Source organism: Mesorhizobium sp. M0626 (genome assembly GCF_040320665.1).
GTDB lineage: Bacteria > Pseudomonadota > Alphaproteobacteria > Rhizobiales > Rhizobiaceae > Mesorhizobium.
The window spans coordinates 175,934-192,182 of record NZ_JAMYQD010000016.1 but is presented as its reverse complement, the minus strand read 5'-3'; the positions used below and the strand labels follow the sequence as shown (position 1 = coordinate 192,182).

Below are 16,249 nucleotides of genomic sequence, written 5' to 3'. Positions count from 1 at the left end.
CCTCCCTGTAAGCGATTCAGTTGGCTGATTTTATCGAGATTTCGGAAAGCTTGACGGTGCGGCCCTCGTCGATCGAGCGATAGCCGGCTTCGACCAGCGCCATCGTCTTGACGTTGTCGGCCACCGATAATGCCGGCGGCGCGCCTGTCTTCACCGCATGCTGCAATTGCTCCATCACGCCGACGAAGGCATGCGGGAACCACATCGTGTCCCAGCTCGGGCTGACCCATTCGCCGCCGGTCGTCTCGGTCGAGGCATAGGTCAGCGTCGAGGCCACGCCTTTCGGCCAGCCGATCGTGCCTTTGGCGACACCCTTGGTGCCGTCGACGCGCCAGTTGATGTGCTGGTCGTCCAGATAGCCCTCCTGGCGCGGTCCGGACCAGACATCCTCCAGCGACACGGCGAGCACGCCGGAGGGAAAGCGCAGCGTCGAGACGGTGATGCCGTCGCTATGCTCGAATGTCGTGCGCGGGTCCTTGCGTGTCAGGGTGGTGATTTCCGAGGGATCGCCGAACAGGAAGCGCAGCACGTCGAGATGGTGCACGCTCATATTGGCCAGCGTCAGCCGGTCGTAGTCTTGAAGGAAGGTCTGCCAGTGCGGGATCGCATGCATGTCGATCTGCGCAAAGACGATGTCGCCCAGCGCGCCGCTGTCGATGATCTGCTTCAGCACGCGCATCGACTGGTCGTAGCGCATGTTCTGGTTGACCGAGAGGATCTTGCCGGACTTTGCGGCTTCGTCGCGCAGTTTCACGGCTTGATCGACCGACAGCGCCAGCGGCTTCTGCGCCAGGATCGCCTTGATGTGAGGCTGCTTCAGCGCATGGCGGATCAATGCCGGCTGCTGGTCGGGCGGAAACGCCAGGTCGACGATCTCGACCTCGGAATCCTCGATCAGCTGTTCCGGTGTGTCGTGGACGGTCGGAATGCTCCAGCGTGCAGCTACCTTCTCGGCACTGGCCTTGGTGCGCGAAGCGATGGCGACGACTGGGAAACCGGCCTGCGCATAGGCGGCAAGATGGCATTCGGCCATGATCATGCCGGCGCCGATGCAGCCGATACGGTATTCTTTCGTGCGGACCTTCACGTCCGGCTCGAAGCCTTCGCTCGCCATGTCTTCCTCCCGCAATTCTGTTTTCGCAGCCGCGATCATCTCGCCAACGCGCCTCCGTCCTGCCCGAAATAATGCACCCGGGCCGGCTCGCAGGATATCGCTACCACCGCATCCGGCCTGATGTCGGGCTGGCCGCGCAGCAGCGCCTTCAGCCGCGCCTCTCCGGCGGCGAGCGTTACCACCGTGTAGCCGCCAAGGGGCTCGACCTCGAATACGCGCGCCGGGCGGCCAGCGCCCCCTTCGACCCAGGGCCCGACCTTGATGTCCTCCGGCCTGAGCCCGATTTCGATCGCGTCGGCCGGAGCAGCGCGATCGTCGATGCTGACCGTGCCTTCGGCGGCCTCGAGGCCATCTTCGCCGCGAACGGATTTGAGGATGTTCATCATCGGCGAACCAAGCAGTCGCGCCACATAGGTGTTCGCCGGGCGGTCGTAGATCTCGGACGGGGCGCCGATCTGTCGGATCCTGCCATTCTCCAGAATCGCGATGCGGTCGGCGATCGACATCGCCTCTTCCTGGTCATGGGTGACGTAGATCAGCGTCTTGCCGAGTTCGCGCTGGATGCGCTTGAGCTCGACGCGCGTTTCCTCGCGCAGCCGCGCATCGAGCGCAGAGATCGGGTCGTCCATCAGATAGGCGTTCGGGTCGCGCACCAGGGCGCGGGCTATCGCCACGCGTTGCCGCTCGCCACCGGAAAGCTGCGCCGGCGGCTTGTGCAGAATATGGCCGATGTGGAGCTTGGCGGCCACATCGGCGACACGCGTTTCGATCTGGGCCTCGGCGACCTTGCGCTCGACCAGCGGGAAACGCACATTTTCGCGCGCGCTCATATGGGGGAACAGCGCCAGGTTCTGGAACACCATGGCGACATTGCGCTCGGCCGGCGAGACGGTGTTGACCGGTTTGCCGCCGATCAGGATCTCTCCGGCGTCAGGCGTCTCCAGCCCGAGCACCAGGCGCAGGATTGTCGATTTGCCCGACAGCGGCGGCCCGAAGAAGCAGAAGAATTCGTTGTCATTGACGGTGAACGAGGCGTCGTCGACGGCGAGCGTCGTGCCGTAACGCTTGCTGACATTGCGAAAGACGATATCGGCCATGTCAACCTGCCTTCATCGCAATGCCGCTGCGGGCATCGAAGACACGCACGGACGATGCCACGGGGGCGACGACGGCAAGCTCGCCGATCGACAGTCCGACAGCATTGTCGAACACCGCCTTCACGGCGGTCTCGCCATCGCCGAGATGGACGATGGTCCTCGCGCCGATCCGCTCGACGAAGCTCACCGGCATGGCGAGGCCCTGCCCGCTCTGCACCAGCGACATCTGTTCGGGCCGGAAGCCGTAAAGCACCTCAGAGCGCGATCCGCGCAAGGTGGCGGCCAGCGCATCCGGCAGCGTCGGCGTGACCCCCAGTGGCCCGAGATCGACCACCAGGCCCCGGTCGCTCTCCGCCGGCCTTCCCTTCAGCAGGTTCATGCCCGGAGCGCCGATGAAGCGGGCGACGAAGACATTGGCTGGATTGTTGTAGACTTCCAGGGGCGTTCCCACCTGCTGCAGCACGCCGTGATCCATGACGGCAATGCGGTCGGCCATGGTCATGGCCTCGAGCTGGTCATGGGTGACGTAGACCATCGTCTGCCTGAACTGGCGCTGCAGCTGCTTGAGCTCGGTCCGCATTACCGCCCGGAAGGCGGCGTCGACATTGGACAGCGGCTCGTCGAGCAGGAAGATCGCCGGCTCCATGATCGCCGAGCGTCCGATTGCCACCCGCTGCAGGATGTTGACCGAGAGCCGGTCGGCCTTGCGGTCGAGCAGCGGCGTCAACTGCAGCAGCTCGGCGGTGGCGCCGACGCGGCGGTCGATCTCGGCTTTCGCCGCACCGCGCATCCGCGGCCCATAGGCAAGGTTCTGGCGCACCGTCATGTGGGTGAAGATGGCATAGTTCTGGAAAACGAAGCCGACGCCGCGCCGGCCCATCGGCACGCCGGCCATGTCGCGCTCGCCGAACAGGATCTTTCCGCTGGTCGGCTCCTCCATGCCGGCGATCATGTTCATCGTCGTCGACTTGCCGCAGCCCGAAGGCCCGAGGAGCGCCATGAACTCGCCATCGGCGATGTCGAGGTCCATGGTCTTCAGCGCCGTGAACTCGCCAAAGGCCTTGACCAGGTTGCGCAGCTGGATCGCGCTCATGCCGGCACCAGCCTTGCCCGCGCCATGCGCTTCATGGCGAATACGGCAACGATCGAAAGCACGACCAGGATGGCCAGCGCGATCGCCGCCACATAGCCCCAGATCAGGTCCTGCGTCGTGACCTTGTAGATGTAGACGGAGATCGTCTCCGTGGCGACGCCGGGGCCGCCGCCGGTCATGATGTAGAGCGTGTCGAAGATCTTGAAGTTCTCGATGACGCGGATCGCCAGCGCGATGATGACGATCGTCTTCATCTTCGGCAGCACGATGGTGACGAAGCGCTGCCACGGGTTGGCGCCGAGCAGGGTCGCCGCCTTGATCTGGTCCTGCGGCACGCCGACCAGGCCGGCAAGCAGGATCAGGAACATCAGCGGCGTCCACTGCCAGATATCGGCGATGATCACCGCGATCAGCGCCAGTGTGGGGTCAGACAGCCAGGCGATGGTGACGCGGGAACCGCTGAGTGCCGACAGGATGTCGTTCAGCGGCCCGCCCGACTGGAACAGCATGAAGAACATGTAGCCGGCCACCGCCGGAACCACCATCATCGGCATCAGCAGGATCGAATAGAAGATCCGCTTGCCCGGAAAATCGTCCGCGAACAGCGTCGCCAATGCCAGGCCAAGCAGGAATTCGACGGGCACGCACACGACCATGACGATGGCCGTGCGCCTCAGCGCGCTCCAGAAGCGCGCATCGGCGGCAAGGTCGGTGTAGTTGGCGAAGCTGTTCCACATCTCCCATGCGTTCCACCAGCCGAGGCCGGAGAGCGGCGACCAGTCGGTGACGCTGATGTAGAGCTGCATCAGCAGCGGGAAGACGGAGATGAAGAGCACCAAAACCTGCGCCGGCAGCGTCAGCCGGAATCCCAGCCGCGCTCCCTCGTCCCGCAGCGCGGGCTTGCCAAGCGCGGCCTTTGCGTCCTTTGAGACAGTCACGGTCACCGCGCTCATTGCTTGAGCGCGCCGAACGTCAGTCCGCGCACCAGATGGCGCTGGATGGCGATGCCCATGATGACCGGCGGCACCGCGGCGATAAGACCGAGCGCGGCCTTGGCGCCATAGAGCTGCCCGGTCATCGAGGAGGACAGCGAGGCCATGTAGACCGGGATCGTCACCCATTCACGCGTCGTCAGCAGCAGCGCGATCAGATAGTCCGACCAGTTGAGGATGAAGACGAAGAGGGCGGCGCTGGCCAGCGGTGCGCGCATCATCGGCAGCGTGATGCGCGTGAAGACGCGCAGCCGCGAACAACCTTCGACAAGCGCCGCTTCCTCGATCTCGCGCGGCATGTCGTCGAAGAAGGTCTTCATGAGCCAGAAAGCGAACGGCAGGGTGACGATGCCGTAGATCAGGGCCAGGCCAAACCAGCTGTCGGTGAAGTTCAGGAAGGCCCACATGATCATGACCGGGATCATCACCGCCATTGGCGGAAACAGCCTGAGCTGGATCAGCGCCAGCGGCAGGTTCTGGCCGGAGCCGAAACGCGACAGCCCGTAGGCCGCAGCCGTGCCCGCCGACATTGCGATCGCCGTGCCGAACACCGAAGACAGCAGCGACGACAGGATCGGCTTCAGCGCGGTGCGGTCGAGCGCCACGATCAGATTGTTGTTGGACTCGCCGAAGACGAACTGGAAATTGCCGAGCGTCGGGTTCTTCGGCCACCATGTCAGGTCGGCGCCGGTCGCCGACCATTCGGCGATCGGCTTGAAGGCCATCGACACCATCCACAGGATCGGTACCAGCGTCACCGCCATCGCCGCGAAGATCGCGGCGTAGCGGAATATCTCGAAGGGGACGGAACGCTTCATCTGGCTGCTTTGCTGGTGGCGTTGACTGCGGCGGGGAGGAACAGATGCTCCTCCCCTCCAGCGCTGATCCAGGGAGACGGATCAGCTGATCGGGTCGAGAACCGTCGGCCAGGCCTCCTTGTTCGTCCTGATGGCTTCGAGCAATTTGTCCTCGCCGATGCGGCGGGCGATCTTCTTCCACTCCGCTTCCGTGTCGGCCATCGCCTGTTCCGCTGTCTTGGCCTTGGTCAGCGACGCCATCAGATTTTCGTCCAATGCGTTGTGGAAGGCGGTGGCGCCGGGATAGTTGATCGTCGGCACCGTGCGGGCGACGGTCTCGCGCACCACGTCGATGTGGTAGGCGTGGTAGGTCTGGCGCACCAGCGGATCGGAGAAATCCGAGAGCCGGAACGGATCGAGATAGCCGCCCGGATTGGCGCTCATCCAGGCATAGATGCGGGCGGAGCCCAGCCACTGCAGCAAAAGGTAGGCGACCTCCTGGTTTTTCGACTGCGACGAGACCATGCCGGTCAGCGAGAACCACAGCACGGAACGGCTGATCAGCTTGCCGTCGACTTCGCGGCCGGGCGGCAGCATCGAGCCGATCTTGCCGGTGACGGCAGAATCCTTGTTGCCGGCATTGTCGAGGAATTTCGGCAGGTTCGAGAAGGCGCAGGTCATCGCCGCGCCGCCCTTGGCGAAATTTCCATACTGCTCCGGCCAGCCCCAGGAGATCGCGTCCGGCGAGTGATGAACCAGCGAGCCGACATATTCGTTGGTGGCGGCAATGCCGTGCTCGGAATTGATCAGCGGCTTGCCGTCGTCGCCGAACAGGAACTGGTTGGGCGATGCCATCGAGACATAGCGCTGATACCAGTTGGTGTAGCCCCAGCCCTGGTTGCGCAGGTCGGTGGAGCCGAACAGGCCCTTGTCGGGCCGCTGGAAGAAGCCCGCGATGTCACTGTGCTGCTTCCAGGTCTTCGGCGGCGCCAGATCGTAGCCGAATTTGTCCTTGAACGCCTTCTGCTCGGCAGCGTCGCCGAACAGGTCGGTGCGGTAGACCCAGGTCTGGAAGTCGCCGTCCAGCGACACGCCATAGTTGGACCCGCGATATTTGTTGAGCAGCGACACGCCCTTGGCGCCGTCGACATAGCCGGTCTTGGGATCGTCCCATTCGGGCTTGTACTGGGCGACGAAGTCGTCGAGCTTGGCGATGCCGCCGGTCTCGGCAAGGTCGCCGAGGCGGTTCCATTCCGTCGAGTAGATGTCATAGGCCCCACCCTTGGTGGAGATGTCCTGCATCGTCTTGGTGAATTCCTGGCCGTTCGGCAGGCCGACGATCTCGATCTGGATGCCGGTTTCCTTTTCCCACAGCTCCTTGATCGACGGCGCACCCGCAGGGAAAGGCTGTGTGAGTTGGCCAATCGAGCCATCCGACAGGCCAAGCACGATCTTGGCCGGTGCCTTGCCAGCTCCCTTCAAGGCCTTGGCCGCCTCAACGGCACGGGCTTCCGGCGTGTCGGCGCCATATTGATAGCGCTCGGCGCCCTCGAAACCGGTGGGACCGCCTACCATGCCTGGCGCCAGCGCGTCGGCCGCAACGGCACGGCCGGGACGGATGAATTGCGGTGCGATACCGGCCGCAGCCACGAACGCCGCCGCCTTCCCTCCGGACGCCAGCAAGCCGCGTCGCGATATGCGGATCAAATCAGACATTGGAATTCCTCCCTCAGGGCCGATGTTTCCTCCACGAGCCCGTTGAGGGATATTGACGGCAGCACCGGAAGGCTGTCAACATCATAAATACTCAAAATACATCGTAACACCGCAACCGCGGAGAAAATACGTCATGCAAAGGTCGACACACGGGCTCAATGCCTCGATTTGATGGGAAATCTGCCTTTCTGGCACGCGACTATCACGCCGGGCGACGCGATTTAGCCCAACCTCCTTGCGCATCGGCTAAGGCTCGATACATCATTTCCCATCAGAATCGCTGATGGCTGGCAGCTGTGGCCGTCGGACGGGCTAGCGGCATTGTGCGATCTGATGCATTGAGGAGATGAAGACGGTGCGTTCCACCTTGACTGACATAGCCCGGGAAGCCGGCGTTTCCGCCGCCACCGTCGACCGCGTGCTGAACAACAGGCCCGGTGTGCGGGCGCGCACGCGTGAGATCGTGCTCGAAATGGCGCAGCGCCTCGGCTACATCGCGGAAGGCCCGAACGGAGCGCCGCCCAGGCCCTCACCTGGAGAGGTCATCCGTCTCGACTTCGCCCTGCCGGCCGGCACCAATTCCTTCATCAAGATGCTGCATCGACACATCGAGGCGCAGGCCCTAGCGCGCCCCGATCTTGACGTCCACATCGCCACCATAGAGGGCTTCAACCCCGACCGGCTCGCCCGCCTGCTGCAAGAATTGCGTGGACAGACACAAGGCGTCGGCGTGATCGCGCTCGATCATCCAACGGTGCGCGAGGCGATCCGCTCGCTGTCAGCCAATGACGTCAAGGTGGTGACCATCGCCTCCGACATCCTGCATGTTCCGAGAGTGGCCTATATCGGCATCGACAACCGCGCCGCGGGGCGGCTGGCCGGCTATCTGCTCAACCGCTTCATGGGATCCGAACGCCCAAGCAAGGTGGCGCTGTTCGCCGGTTCGCTGTCCTACCGCGGCCATGAGGAACGCGAGATGGGATTCCGGCACATCTTGACCGAGGAGTCGCCCAACCTCAAGATCGTCGAGATGCGCGAAATGCTGGATGACCGAGAGAAGGCTTATTCGGAAGCATCAGCGCTTCTGGACCGGCACCCCGATCTTGCCGCGATCTACAATGTCGGCGCCGGCAACACCGGCATCGCTCGGGCGCTCAAGGAGCGTGGACGCGCCAAAGACATTCTCTTTCTCGGCCACGAGGTGACAGACGGCACCAAGGAACTTTTGTTGGATGGGACGCTCGATGCGGTCATAGATCAAAATCCGCGCGTCGAGGCGCGGGAAGCGCTCAACATTTTAAGCCACTCTGTCAGGCACCTGAACTATGAACCGCATCAACCACGACTTCAGGTGATCTTCAAAGAGAATATACCTGAAATCTGATCAATGGATCCGTGATCGTATCGCAAAGCACAGCGTTGGCGTCGCCACCGGTCCCAAATACGAACGAGAGCCCGAATGATCTCGTCAAAGCCGCCGATCTGGCACTATTCCGTGCGAAGTCGGAGGGCCGAGATCGGGTCGTGGTTGATGGTGCATGAGAAGGCCGTCGCCCGTTGCAACTCGGTCAGCCTTTCCGAACCTAAAAAGACCAAGTCCACTCATAGCACCGAAGTCGCGAACGATTGGGGCGAAGAGGGTTCTGGATGTCGGCACGAAGCCGACGAATGGCATACGCCCGTCCGTCCGCCACGATCACCTGAAGCATCGCCCCGGCCCCAGGCGCACGAGCAGATATGTCGCAGGCAACCTCGTGTGTTATACACGCACGCTGACTTTTTGGGTCGGACACGAGATCGATGGACCAGGAAACGCTTCTTGCCGCAGTCCTCTTAGCTGATGTCGTGGGCAGCACGCCACTCTATGAGCGGATCGGAGACGATGCCGCTCTACAGCAGGTCTCGGATTGCCTGGACACGATGCGCGAGATCGTCGCCAAACACGGTGGTGATTTCATTTACTCGAAGGGCGATGACATACTCAGCCTCTTCGAGAGCCCGGAAATGGCGCTGACGGCCGTCTGCCAAATCAGCCACCAACTGACTAAAGGTCCGTTAAGCGCCCGTATCGGATTGCATTTCGGGGCGGTCATTCGCGCGCGGGGCGCGATATTCGGTGACGTTGTCAATGTCACCGCAAGGTTGTCCACCACGGCGAACCCCGGAGAGGTGCTGATCAGCCAGAGCTTCTGCGAAGCCCTTTCCCCGAGAAGCCGCAAGGGCCTGCGGCTCCTCGACAAAATGGCCTTGAAGGGGAAGCAAGAGTTCTTCGATGTCTATACCCTGTGGAGCGACGATGGGGGCCCCGGTACGCAGATCACCAGCCATGGCGCCACTACAGATAGACGCTCGGTCCTGCCGCGGCAGATTCATCTGGTCATCCGCTACAGAGATCAGCTGCGATCCTGTCGAAACGGCGAATCCGTGACAGTCGGCAGATCGGCGGAATGCGATATCATCGTCGAGCGGCCCTGGGTATCGAGGCGCCACGCCGCCTTCACCATATTGAATGGCAGAGCTCGGCTTCTCGAACGAAGCTCTTCGGGCACATTTGTGTCCATGGGACTGGGCCATGAAGTATTCGTACGCCGTGAAGATATTATCCTCTTCGGCTGCGGCGTCATCTCGCCTGGAGTGAAGTCGGCACTCGACGAAGCCCAGCTTCTTCACTACGAAATTGTCTCGGATTGACCCGGCCCGGCTACTAGCTCGACCGGTTTCGAGCTGGTTCGCTGGCGCCCTCAATGTCGCGCTGTATTCTTTGACAGCCATTGGAATCGACCGTTCATAAATGTGCCAAGGCCAATCCAGGAACGTCTGCTCTCGAAGTTGGGCTGCGAAGAGCTGACTTCCGTTTCCCTCGCTGAGTTCGACGGAGCCGGCGGCCGGTGCATCTCCCTCGCAGGATGCGGAGTTCTACCTGCTCCTAGGCGACATTCTGCAGGTGGATGGCTTCGGCAGCAAGCTGGCCCGCTCGATCGGTGACGCGATAGGTCTTGCCGCGAAAAGGCGGTGCGTGGGAATTGTGCTGGACTGTCGGCCAGACAATGAGCTGGCGACGGGAGCGGCCGGCTGAAGCGGGATGGCCCGGACCAATTCCCTGCCCTGTGTCGCCTTGATATCCCCAGGTGCTGAAGGTCAGCACAGGCTGTTGCAGCCCGGGGTCGACGAACGCTTCATCAGACCATTGCGCCGCAATAGCTCCTCGACCACCTGCGAAGGCTCGCGATTGGGCTACCGTCACGAAATTGGCGCAGAAGCGCAGACCACTGACATATCGCGACGTCGAGATGGAGCTCGATGCCACCGTGTTTGCAGCACCGGGGAGATTCCTCTTGGGCCGATCGAGTTCAAGTTGCTGCGCCACATGCTCGACAATCCTGAAAGGTGATCAGCCGTGATGAATTCATCGCAGCTGGCTGCTCGCAGAAAGCCAGTGTGAGCGCCCAGGTGGTCGACGTTCACATGAGCCAGTCGCGAAAGTTGTTGAAGCAGTCGTCGCAGAGTTGCCATTCGCACCCTGCGGCTTGCCGGCTATTCTCTCGAAGACACTGCGGGCTGACGATCTCGGCGATTGGGTTCAGAAAGGTCGCTGCGTGAGGCCGCAAGGGGACCGACCCAATGGGAAAGGTCTTGGCAGCTAGGGGACTTAACGCCACCGACATTGCAGCCGGGCGCTGCTCTAATCGAGAGAAAGTCTGGGCGTATAGAACAAGCGACATGAGCGTGTCGGATTGTTTGCATTCAAACGACCTTTGCGACGTTATCCGTGCCTTCGCCTTGCTGGTGCCGGAGGAAATCATGACGTCGCCCGACAATTCGGTCGAACTCGTTCGCGACAAGAAGTGGACGGTCCGCATCACCGCCTACGGCAGCACCCTGACGTTTCCGTTCGAAGCAGAAAGCTATGCACGTTCTTATGCCGATGGTCAGGCATTCCGTCTCGGCGTTCAGGTGGCGGAACTGAAGCGATGCGGCTGACAGCTTGTCGACGTGTTGGCGGATAGCCTGCATTGCCATCGGAACGAATAGGTCACTGATTGCAGCCTCGCGATTTTTCCATCAAATCCCGCCTGCAATCTTGACAGCAACTCGGCAAAATCCCTCGCCGACTAGTGTTGTCATATGAGCTGGAGCTTTCCTCGCCGCCGGTGGTAGGCGGGATACGCTGCCGGGACAGCCCTCTTTTCGCATAGACGCGAACCTTGTGCTTTTCCGTCTCAAGGCTGATTGGCGGCTGGATGCGCGCGCCGTCTTTCATATTCTGCCATCAGCCCGCGCGGAGCGTGGAATCAACGGCGGGGAAGCGGATGATGTTTCCTGTTTGCGCTCGCGTAGCGCAAGAAACGCTGCGAAGAGCATGATAGCCATGCCGATGATGTCGATCAGGCTAACCTCCTCGCCGTAGGTGATGATGCCAAGCACGACGGCAATGACGGGTGAGACGAAGGCAAATGCTCCGGCGCGCGAGGCGCCGATTTCGTGCAGGAGCCGGATAAATAGAGTGTAGCCTATGAACGAACCAAACAGCACGAGGAACAGCCACCCGACCCAGGCCGGCCAGCCCCAATTGCCTTTTAGAGCCGCGGCCGCGCCTGGCTCCACAACGAGTGAGATGAGAATTAGGAATGCGCCCCCGAAAAGGGTGGTGAAGCCGGCGATGAAGTCCGATGAATATACCTCAAGAAGCGGCCGCGCGAGCACCGAACCCCATGCATAGATTAAAGCTGCCGACGCCACCGCTGTCATCGCCAGCAGCCGGAGCCCCCTGCCCTGCTGGTCTGCGTGTGTCCAACCAGCATAGGCTTCGGGCCCGAACAGGACGCACAGACCGGCCGCACCGAGCAAAATCGCAAAGAGCCTGCGGCCGTCATAGCGTTCGTCCCCCAGAAGCAACGCAAACCCAAGCAGCGTGACGGGGGTCAGCGAAAGCTCAAGAACAGCCGCGGTGCCCGTATCGACGTAGAGCATGCCCCAAAAGAGTGGGCCATAGCAAAGCGGAATCATGAACAACGTAACAACGAAAAGACGCGGCCAACTCCTTTTCGCCACCCGTGGTAGAGCAGCGCCCCTTAGGCGCGTCGCGCTGAGGATCAGCAAGCCGGCTACTGTAAAACGCGTGCCTGCGAACATCAGAGGCGGCACGGTGGCGATCCCTGCCTTGATACCGATCCACGTGGTGCCCCAGATCACACATAAAACCAGAAATGTCGCTGTGTTGCGGTTCATCGGAAGCAGCCTTCGCTGGGCGTTGTTGGTTCGTCGTAACGGCCAAAAGACGTTTATTTCGTTACAACGGCCTCTTGCCAATACGGTTCCGCCAACCGATGTTTCCGGGATGGATGGTGCGAAGACTATCGTCGACATGCGCATGGTTGGCGGTCACCCCTGCCTGGACTTCGTCAACACGGTGGACGCGCGACGCGATGTGTGGGGGCCAGACGTCTTGCAGACCTATGCCGACCTGGTCGTCTGGGCTGGACGTGCCGATTTGATCGACGTCGATGAGGCGCGAGCACTGCTCGCGGAGGCTTCCGCCCGCCCGCTCCTTGCGGAGGCGGCATTGGAAAAGGCCAAGATTTTGCGCGAGGCCGTTTACGCGGCTCTCCAGGCCGAGGCGGCAGGCGCCCGGGTGCCGGACGATGCCTTGCAAATCGTGCGCGATGCAGTCGCCCTAGCCCTGCCGAAGCGCTCGCTTTTCCCGTCCGGCGACCGCCTCGCTTGGCAGTGGACCGACGCAGCCAGCCTGAACACGATCGGCCACCGCGTGGCCTTTGAGACAGCCGAGTTTTTGGTGTCCAGGAATGACCGCCGCCGCGTGCGCGAGTGCACCGGGCCGAACTGCGGTTGGCTTTTCATCGACACCTCGCGTGGCGGGCGCAGACGGTGGTGCTCGGATGAGAGCTGCGGCACACGCAGCCGGGTAAGGCGCTTCAGGGCAAAAGCCGCAGGGAACATGGCTCCCGACAGCAAGAATTAGTATCTGACGCCAGGCTTGGATGACCAACGCAGCATAGTTGGCTTCACGCTATCCCTGTCGCTGTTTGTCCAACGAAGCTGGTCTCGCGAGCGACTGTGGCCAAGAGTGTGGAGAACACAGCCGGCGCGGCAAGCCATCATCGCGTTCCAGAGCGGGTTGCTTCGGGGCCGCCTACCTCGCCACGCTTCGATCGGTCGATCTGCTCAAACTTGACGGGAACTCCGGTAGCGTTACGGCGTTTTTCTCAGTCCGAAACAAACAAGGATAGGTGCCATGGACTGGAACCGTGTCGAAGGCAATTGGAAGCAGGTAAAGGGCAAGGTCAAGGAACAGTGGGGCAAACTCACAGACGATGATCTGGACCGTATTGCCGGTAACCGCGATCAGTTGGAAGGCAAGATTCAGGAGCGCTACGGCATTGAGAAGGACCGCGCTCGGCGCGACATCGATGACTGGTATGGCCGGCAAGGCTGGTAGGTCGCCGGTTCCAAACTGAACTTGAAAAAGGGCTCCGAGAGGTACGGCGCCCTTTTTTGCCGCGTTTCTTGTCGCCTTTTCGTGAGTCTCACGACAAGGGCGCTCACCGAGAGACGTGGAACCGCGAAAGGTGCCCGTCGTTATCTGGTTCTCGAAATTACATTGGGGGATTAGTTGGACAGAGACGACGCCTCGGCGATCACAACTGGAGTTAGCGGCCTCGACTACATTCTTCGTGGCGGCTACGCCAGGAACCGCTCCCATCTCATCGAAGGGAAACCAGGTTCTGGAAAAACCACTCTTGGCCTCCAGTTTTTGATCGAGGGCGCCAAGAATGGCGAGACATGCCTTTACATCACTTTGTCAGAAAGCAAGCGCGAACTGCTCTCGGTTGCTGGCCGTCACGGCTGGGATCTGAAGGGGGTGCAAATTCTTGAACTTGTGCCGCCGGAGCTCAGTTTCGATCCTGCGCAGCTACAGACATTGATCCATTCCTCGGAATTGGAACTCGGCGAAACCGTGCAGTCTGCCATGGCCGAGATCGGACGCGTCAGACCCGATCGCGTGGTGTTCGATTCGCTCTCTGAAATTCGACTTTTATCGCAAGGGTCATTGCGGTATCGGCGCCAGGTGTTGGCATTGAAGAGCTTCTTCATGCTCAACAATGTGACGGTGCTTATGCTCGACGACCTGACCGCTGAGCAGGATGACCTCAATTTGCATTCGATCAGTCACGGCGTCATTCGGATGGAGCAGCTGTCGCCCGTCTATGGTGGAGAGCGTCGGCGGCTACGCGTGATCAAAATGCGCGGCGTGCAGATCCGGGGCGGCTTTCACGATTTCGTCATTCGCCCAGGCGGCGTTATCGCCTATCCGCGGCTCGTTGCAGCCGAGCATGAGGTGGCCGAGCATGATACGCCGGCCATGAGCAACAACCGGATCGACACCCTGCTTGGCGGCGGGCTGGCCCGTGGTACCAGCACGATGCTGATGGGGCCGTCTGGCGTTGGCAAGTCTACCATTGCCTGCACCTATTGCTATGCCGCACTCGAGCGTGGCGAGCGTGTGCTGGTGCTGTTGTTTGACGAGACAAAGCGCATCTTCTTGGCGCGCGCCGCCGGGCTCGGCATGGACCTGGAGCCGTTTGCCGAGGACGGCACGCTGATGCTTGAATCTGTCAATCCGGCTGAGCTTTCACCAGGCGAATTGTCTTCGCGCATCCAAGCGGCCGTCGAAGAATCCAATGTGCGGATCGTCGTGATCGACAGCCTAACTGGCTATCTCAATGCCATGTCCGAAGAACAACATCTGGTGCTTCAGATGCACGAGATCCTCACCTATCTCAATCAGAAGGCAGTGGCGACGATCCTGCTGTTGGCCAATCACGGGCTGTTTGGGCAAACGGCAGCGCCGGTCGACATGACCTATCTCTGCGATTCCATCATGCTTCTGCGCTTCTTCGAGAACGCAGGTCAGTTGAGACGCGCGATTTCCGTTGTCAAGAAACGTGTCGGCCCCCACGAAGAGACGATTCGTGAGTTTAAAATCGGCGGTAACGGCGTGGCCGTAGGTGAGCCACTGGAACAATTCCGCGGCATCCTGATGGGATCTCCGGAATTTGAAGGCAAGCCGACAGACCTTCTGAGGAATAAGGCGCTGTGATGTCGTCCAGCCCCGCCGTTCTCGTGCTGGCGCCGCTTGGCCGTGACGCGAGGATCGCGGCCTCCATCCTGGCTACAAACCAGATTGCCTCGCGTGTGTGCGGCAGCTTGGAAGAGGCAGTGCCGCTTCTCGACGAGGCTCAGTGCCTTGTCGTGGCCGAGGAGGCCCTGCTCAGTTCCGATCGAACGCAGTTTGCGGCCTGGCTTGAAGCCCAACCCGCATGGTCGGATTTTCCGATCGTGCTTCTGACGATGCGGGGGAACGAAGTCGACACGCGGATGGCATTTCTGGACCGCTATCTGATCGTGCTTGAACGGCCATTTCTGGCTTCGAGCCTCGCCAACTCGGTGCGCTCCGCCTTGCGTGCCCGCGCCCGCCAGCGTGAGGTCCAGTCCTACATCGAACAGAAGCGGGAGGTCGCCGATCGGCAGAAATTGCTCATCCGCGAGCTGCATCACCGCGTCAAGAACACGCTGGCCAACGTTCGCGCCATGATGGGCGCGACGGCCAAGTCGAGCGGCAACGTCGATGATTTCGTACGCGATTTTTCAGCCAGGCTCGTTTCCCTGGCCCAGACCCATTCGATGCTTACCGACGATTATTGGCAGACTGCCTCCCTGCACAAGCTGCTCGAAAGCGAGCTTGACCACTATGAGACGCGCGACAGGCCGCGTATCGTTCTGGAAGGCCCGAACGTAGCGCTAGTCGCCGACATTGCGGTCCCTGTCGGGATGGCTTTCCACGAACTGGCCTCCAATTCGTCGAAGTTTGGCGCGCTTTCGCAAACGGGAGGCCGCCTTGATGTCCGCTGGTCGTTAGGCGGGTCCGGCGATACACAGATCGTCAATCTTGACTGGCGGGAACGAGATGGGCCGAAAGTCGAGCAGCCCAGTCGCCGGGGGTTTGGCACGACACTTCTGGAAAAAGTCGTGACCGTGCAATGCAACGCCAAGATCGAATTGAACTACCATCGTGACGGCTTGCAGTTCACCATGGCCTTGCCGTTGCGAAACACGCGCCTTGTGCCGGCTTACTGAGCGGCAACGGAAAGGCTGGCTGGGCGCCGCGATAGGGATTAACTGAGCGTCACTCGGCAGGCTGGTCTAGCGCTTTAGCCAAAACATCAGTTCCGAAAAAGACCGCCTCTATATCTCCCATATGCCTCTGCAACATTGCGAGAGCTCCGGCGTGGTCTATGCGGCCGACCTTGGTGATGAAGTCGAACTCGTGCCGCGGCGCTGTGACCCGGGTCATGCGTCCTAGACGAAACCTTGGGCTCCCGGAGCGCAGTTTTGTCGCCTTCGTGGTCACCCCCCGCCAT

The 16,249-nt window shown here is 61.3% G+C and carries 15 protein-coding genes; 7 read left to right on the top strand and 8 right to left on the bottom strand.

Annotation, left to right across the window (positions count from 1 at the left end):
* Positions 1-16: 16 nt before the first annotated feature.
* From NKI37_RS21675 to NKI37_RS21650, 6 genes are all read right to left on the bottom strand, one after another.
* Entirely contained in the window at positions 17-1,114 is a 1,098-nt protein-coding gene (locus NKI37_RS21675) for a Gfo/Idh/MocA family protein (protein ID WP_352787891.1), read from the bottom strand.
* A 35-nt stretch (positions 1,115-1,149) separates the two neighbouring features.
* Entirely contained in the window at positions 1,150-2,211 is a 1,062-nt protein-coding gene (locus NKI37_RS21670; protein ID WP_023807882.1) for an ABC transporter ATP-binding protein, read from the bottom strand.
* 1 nt (position 2,212) lies between these two features.
* On the bottom strand, positions 2,213-3,304 hold the full coding sequence (locus NKI37_RS21665; protein ID WP_023807881.1) for an ABC transporter ATP-binding protein: 1,092 nt from the start codon (positions 3,302-3,304) through the stop codon (positions 2,213-2,215).
* A complete protein-coding gene (locus NKI37_RS21660; protein ID WP_352787895.1) occupies positions 3,301-4,257 on the bottom strand; it encodes a carbohydrate ABC transporter permease in 957 nt (318 codons plus the stop codon). Before NKI37_RS21660 ends, NKI37_RS21665 begins: the two co-directional genes overlap by 4 nt.
* A complete protein-coding gene (locus NKI37_RS21655) occupies positions 4,254-5,114 on the bottom strand; it encodes a carbohydrate ABC transporter permease (protein ID WP_023669474.1) in 861 nt (286 codons plus the stop codon). The genes NKI37_RS21660 and NKI37_RS21655 overlap by 4 nt, the downstream gene beginning before the upstream one ends.
* 81 nt (positions 5,115-5,195) lie before the next feature.
* Positions 5,196-6,809 carry an extracellular solute-binding protein gene (locus NKI37_RS21650; RefSeq protein WP_023700495.1) on the bottom strand — a complete coding sequence of 538 codons (1,614 nt, stop codon included), beginning with the start codon at positions 6,807-6,809 and terminating at the stop codon, positions 5,196-5,198.
* 355 nt (positions 6,810-7,164) lie between these two features.
* Here NKI37_RS21650 and NKI37_RS21645 point away from each other — a divergent pair, with 355 nt between their 5' ends.
* Positions 7,165-8,193 carry a LacI family DNA-binding transcriptional regulator gene (locus tag NKI37_RS21645; RefSeq protein ID WP_023669472.1) on the top strand — a complete coding sequence of 343 codons (1,029 nt, stop codon included), beginning with the start codon at positions 7,165-7,167 and terminating at the stop codon, positions 8,191-8,193.
* Positions 8,194-8,609: 416 nt separating this feature from the next.
* Positions 8,610-9,500, top strand: a complete 891-nt coding sequence (locus NKI37_RS21640) for an adenylate/guanylate cyclase domain-containing protein (protein WP_023669471.1) — start codon at positions 8,610-8,612, stop codon at positions 9,498-9,500.
* 235 nt (positions 9,501-9,735) lie between these two features.
* Here the strand turns inward: NKI37_RS21640 and NKI37_RS21635 are convergent, their stop codons facing one another.
* Positions 9,736-10,176, bottom strand: a complete 441-nt coding sequence (locus NKI37_RS21635) for a hypothetical protein (RefSeq protein WP_155923170.1) — start codon at positions 10,174-10,176, stop codon at positions 9,736-9,738.
* A gap of 353 nt (positions 10,177-10,529) precedes the next feature.
* On the opposite strand from NKI37_RS21635, the gene NKI37_RS21630 reads away from it, so the two are divergent.
* Entirely contained in the window at positions 10,530-10,790 is a 261-nt protein-coding gene (locus NKI37_RS21630) for a hypothetical protein (RefSeq protein ID WP_245260004.1), read from the top strand.
* A gap of 276 nt (positions 10,791-11,066) precedes the next feature.
* Here the strand turns inward: NKI37_RS21630 and NKI37_RS21625 are convergent, their stop codons facing one another.
* On the bottom strand, positions 11,067-12,038 hold the full coding sequence (locus NKI37_RS21625) for a DMT family transporter (protein ID WP_352787899.1): 972 nt from the start codon (positions 12,036-12,038) through the stop codon (positions 11,067-11,069).
* Here NKI37_RS21625 and NKI37_RS21620 point away from each other — a divergent pair.
* The 4 genes from NKI37_RS21620 to NKI37_RS21605 all read left to right on the top strand — a co-directional run bounded on the left by NKI37_RS21620 (position 12,025) and on the right by NKI37_RS21605 (position 15,965).
* Positions 12,025-12,789 (top strand): CGNR zinc finger domain-containing protein, encoded by a 765-nt coding sequence (locus NKI37_RS21620; protein WP_155923172.1) that lies wholly within the window; start codon positions 12,025-12,027, stop codon positions 12,787-12,789. The two genes, NKI37_RS21625 and NKI37_RS21620, sit on opposite strands and share 14 nt — an antisense overlap.
* A gap of 273 nt (positions 12,790-13,062) precedes the next feature.
* On the top strand, positions 13,063-13,266 hold the full coding sequence (locus NKI37_RS21615; protein ID WP_023669466.1) for a CsbD family protein: 204 nt from the start codon (positions 13,063-13,065) through the stop codon (positions 13,264-13,266).
* 174 nt (positions 13,267-13,440) lie between these two features.
* Positions 13,441-14,928, top strand: coding sequence for an ATPase domain-containing protein (locus tag NKI37_RS21610; protein WP_023823219.1), 1,488 nt, complete (start codon positions 13,441-13,443; stop codon positions 14,926-14,928).
* Positions 14,928-15,965: a sensor histidine kinase gene (locus NKI37_RS21605; RefSeq protein WP_031199112.1), complete on the top strand. Its 1,038-nt coding sequence runs from the start codon at positions 14,928-14,930 to the stop codon at positions 15,963-15,965. The genes NKI37_RS21610 and NKI37_RS21605 overlap by 1 nt, the downstream gene beginning before the upstream one ends.
* Positions 15,966-16,249 lie beyond the last annotated feature (284 nt).

Coding starts and splice junctions, on each gene's coding strand:
- NKI37_RS21660 (WP_352787895.1), bottom strand. CDS start 4,257: ATGAGCGCGGTGACCGTGACTGTCTCAAAGGACGCAAAGGCCGCGCTT.
- NKI37_RS21630 (WP_245260004.1), top strand. CDS start 10,530: ATGAGCGTGTCGGATTGTTTGCATTCAAACGACCTTTGCGACGTTATC.
- NKI37_RS21665 (WP_023807881.1), bottom strand. CDS start 3,304: ATGAGCGCGATCCAGCTGCGCAACCTGGTCAAGGCCTTTGGCGAGTTC.
- NKI37_RS21675 (WP_352787891.1), bottom strand. CDS start 1,114: ATGGCGAGCGAAGGCTTCGAGCCGGACGTGAAGGTCCGCACGAAAGAA.
- NKI37_RS21650 (WP_023700495.1), bottom strand. CDS start 6,809: ATGTCTGATTTGATCCGCATATCGCGACGCGGCTTGCTGGCGTCCGGA.
- NKI37_RS21625 (WP_352787899.1), bottom strand. CDS start 12,038: ATGAACCGCAACACAGCGACATTTCTGGTTTTATGTGTGATCTGGGGC.
- NKI37_RS21655 (WP_023669474.1), bottom strand. CDS start 5,114: ATGAAGCGTTCCGTCCCCTTCGAGATATTCCGCTACGCCGCGATCTTC.
- NKI37_RS21670 (WP_023807882.1), bottom strand. CDS start 2,211: ATGGCCGATATCGTCTTTCGCAATGTCAGCAAGCGTTACGGCACGACG.
- NKI37_RS21640 (WP_023669471.1), top strand. CDS start 8,610: ATGGACCAGGAAACGCTTCTTGCCGCAGTCCTCTTAGCTGATGTCGTG.
- NKI37_RS21615 (WP_023669466.1), top strand. CDS start 13,063: ATGGACTGGAACCGTGTCGAAGGCAATTGGAAGCAGGTAAAGGGCAAG.
- NKI37_RS21605 (WP_031199112.1), top strand. CDS start 14,928: ATGTCGTCCAGCCCCGCCGTTCTCGTGCTGGCGCCGCTTGGCCGTGAC.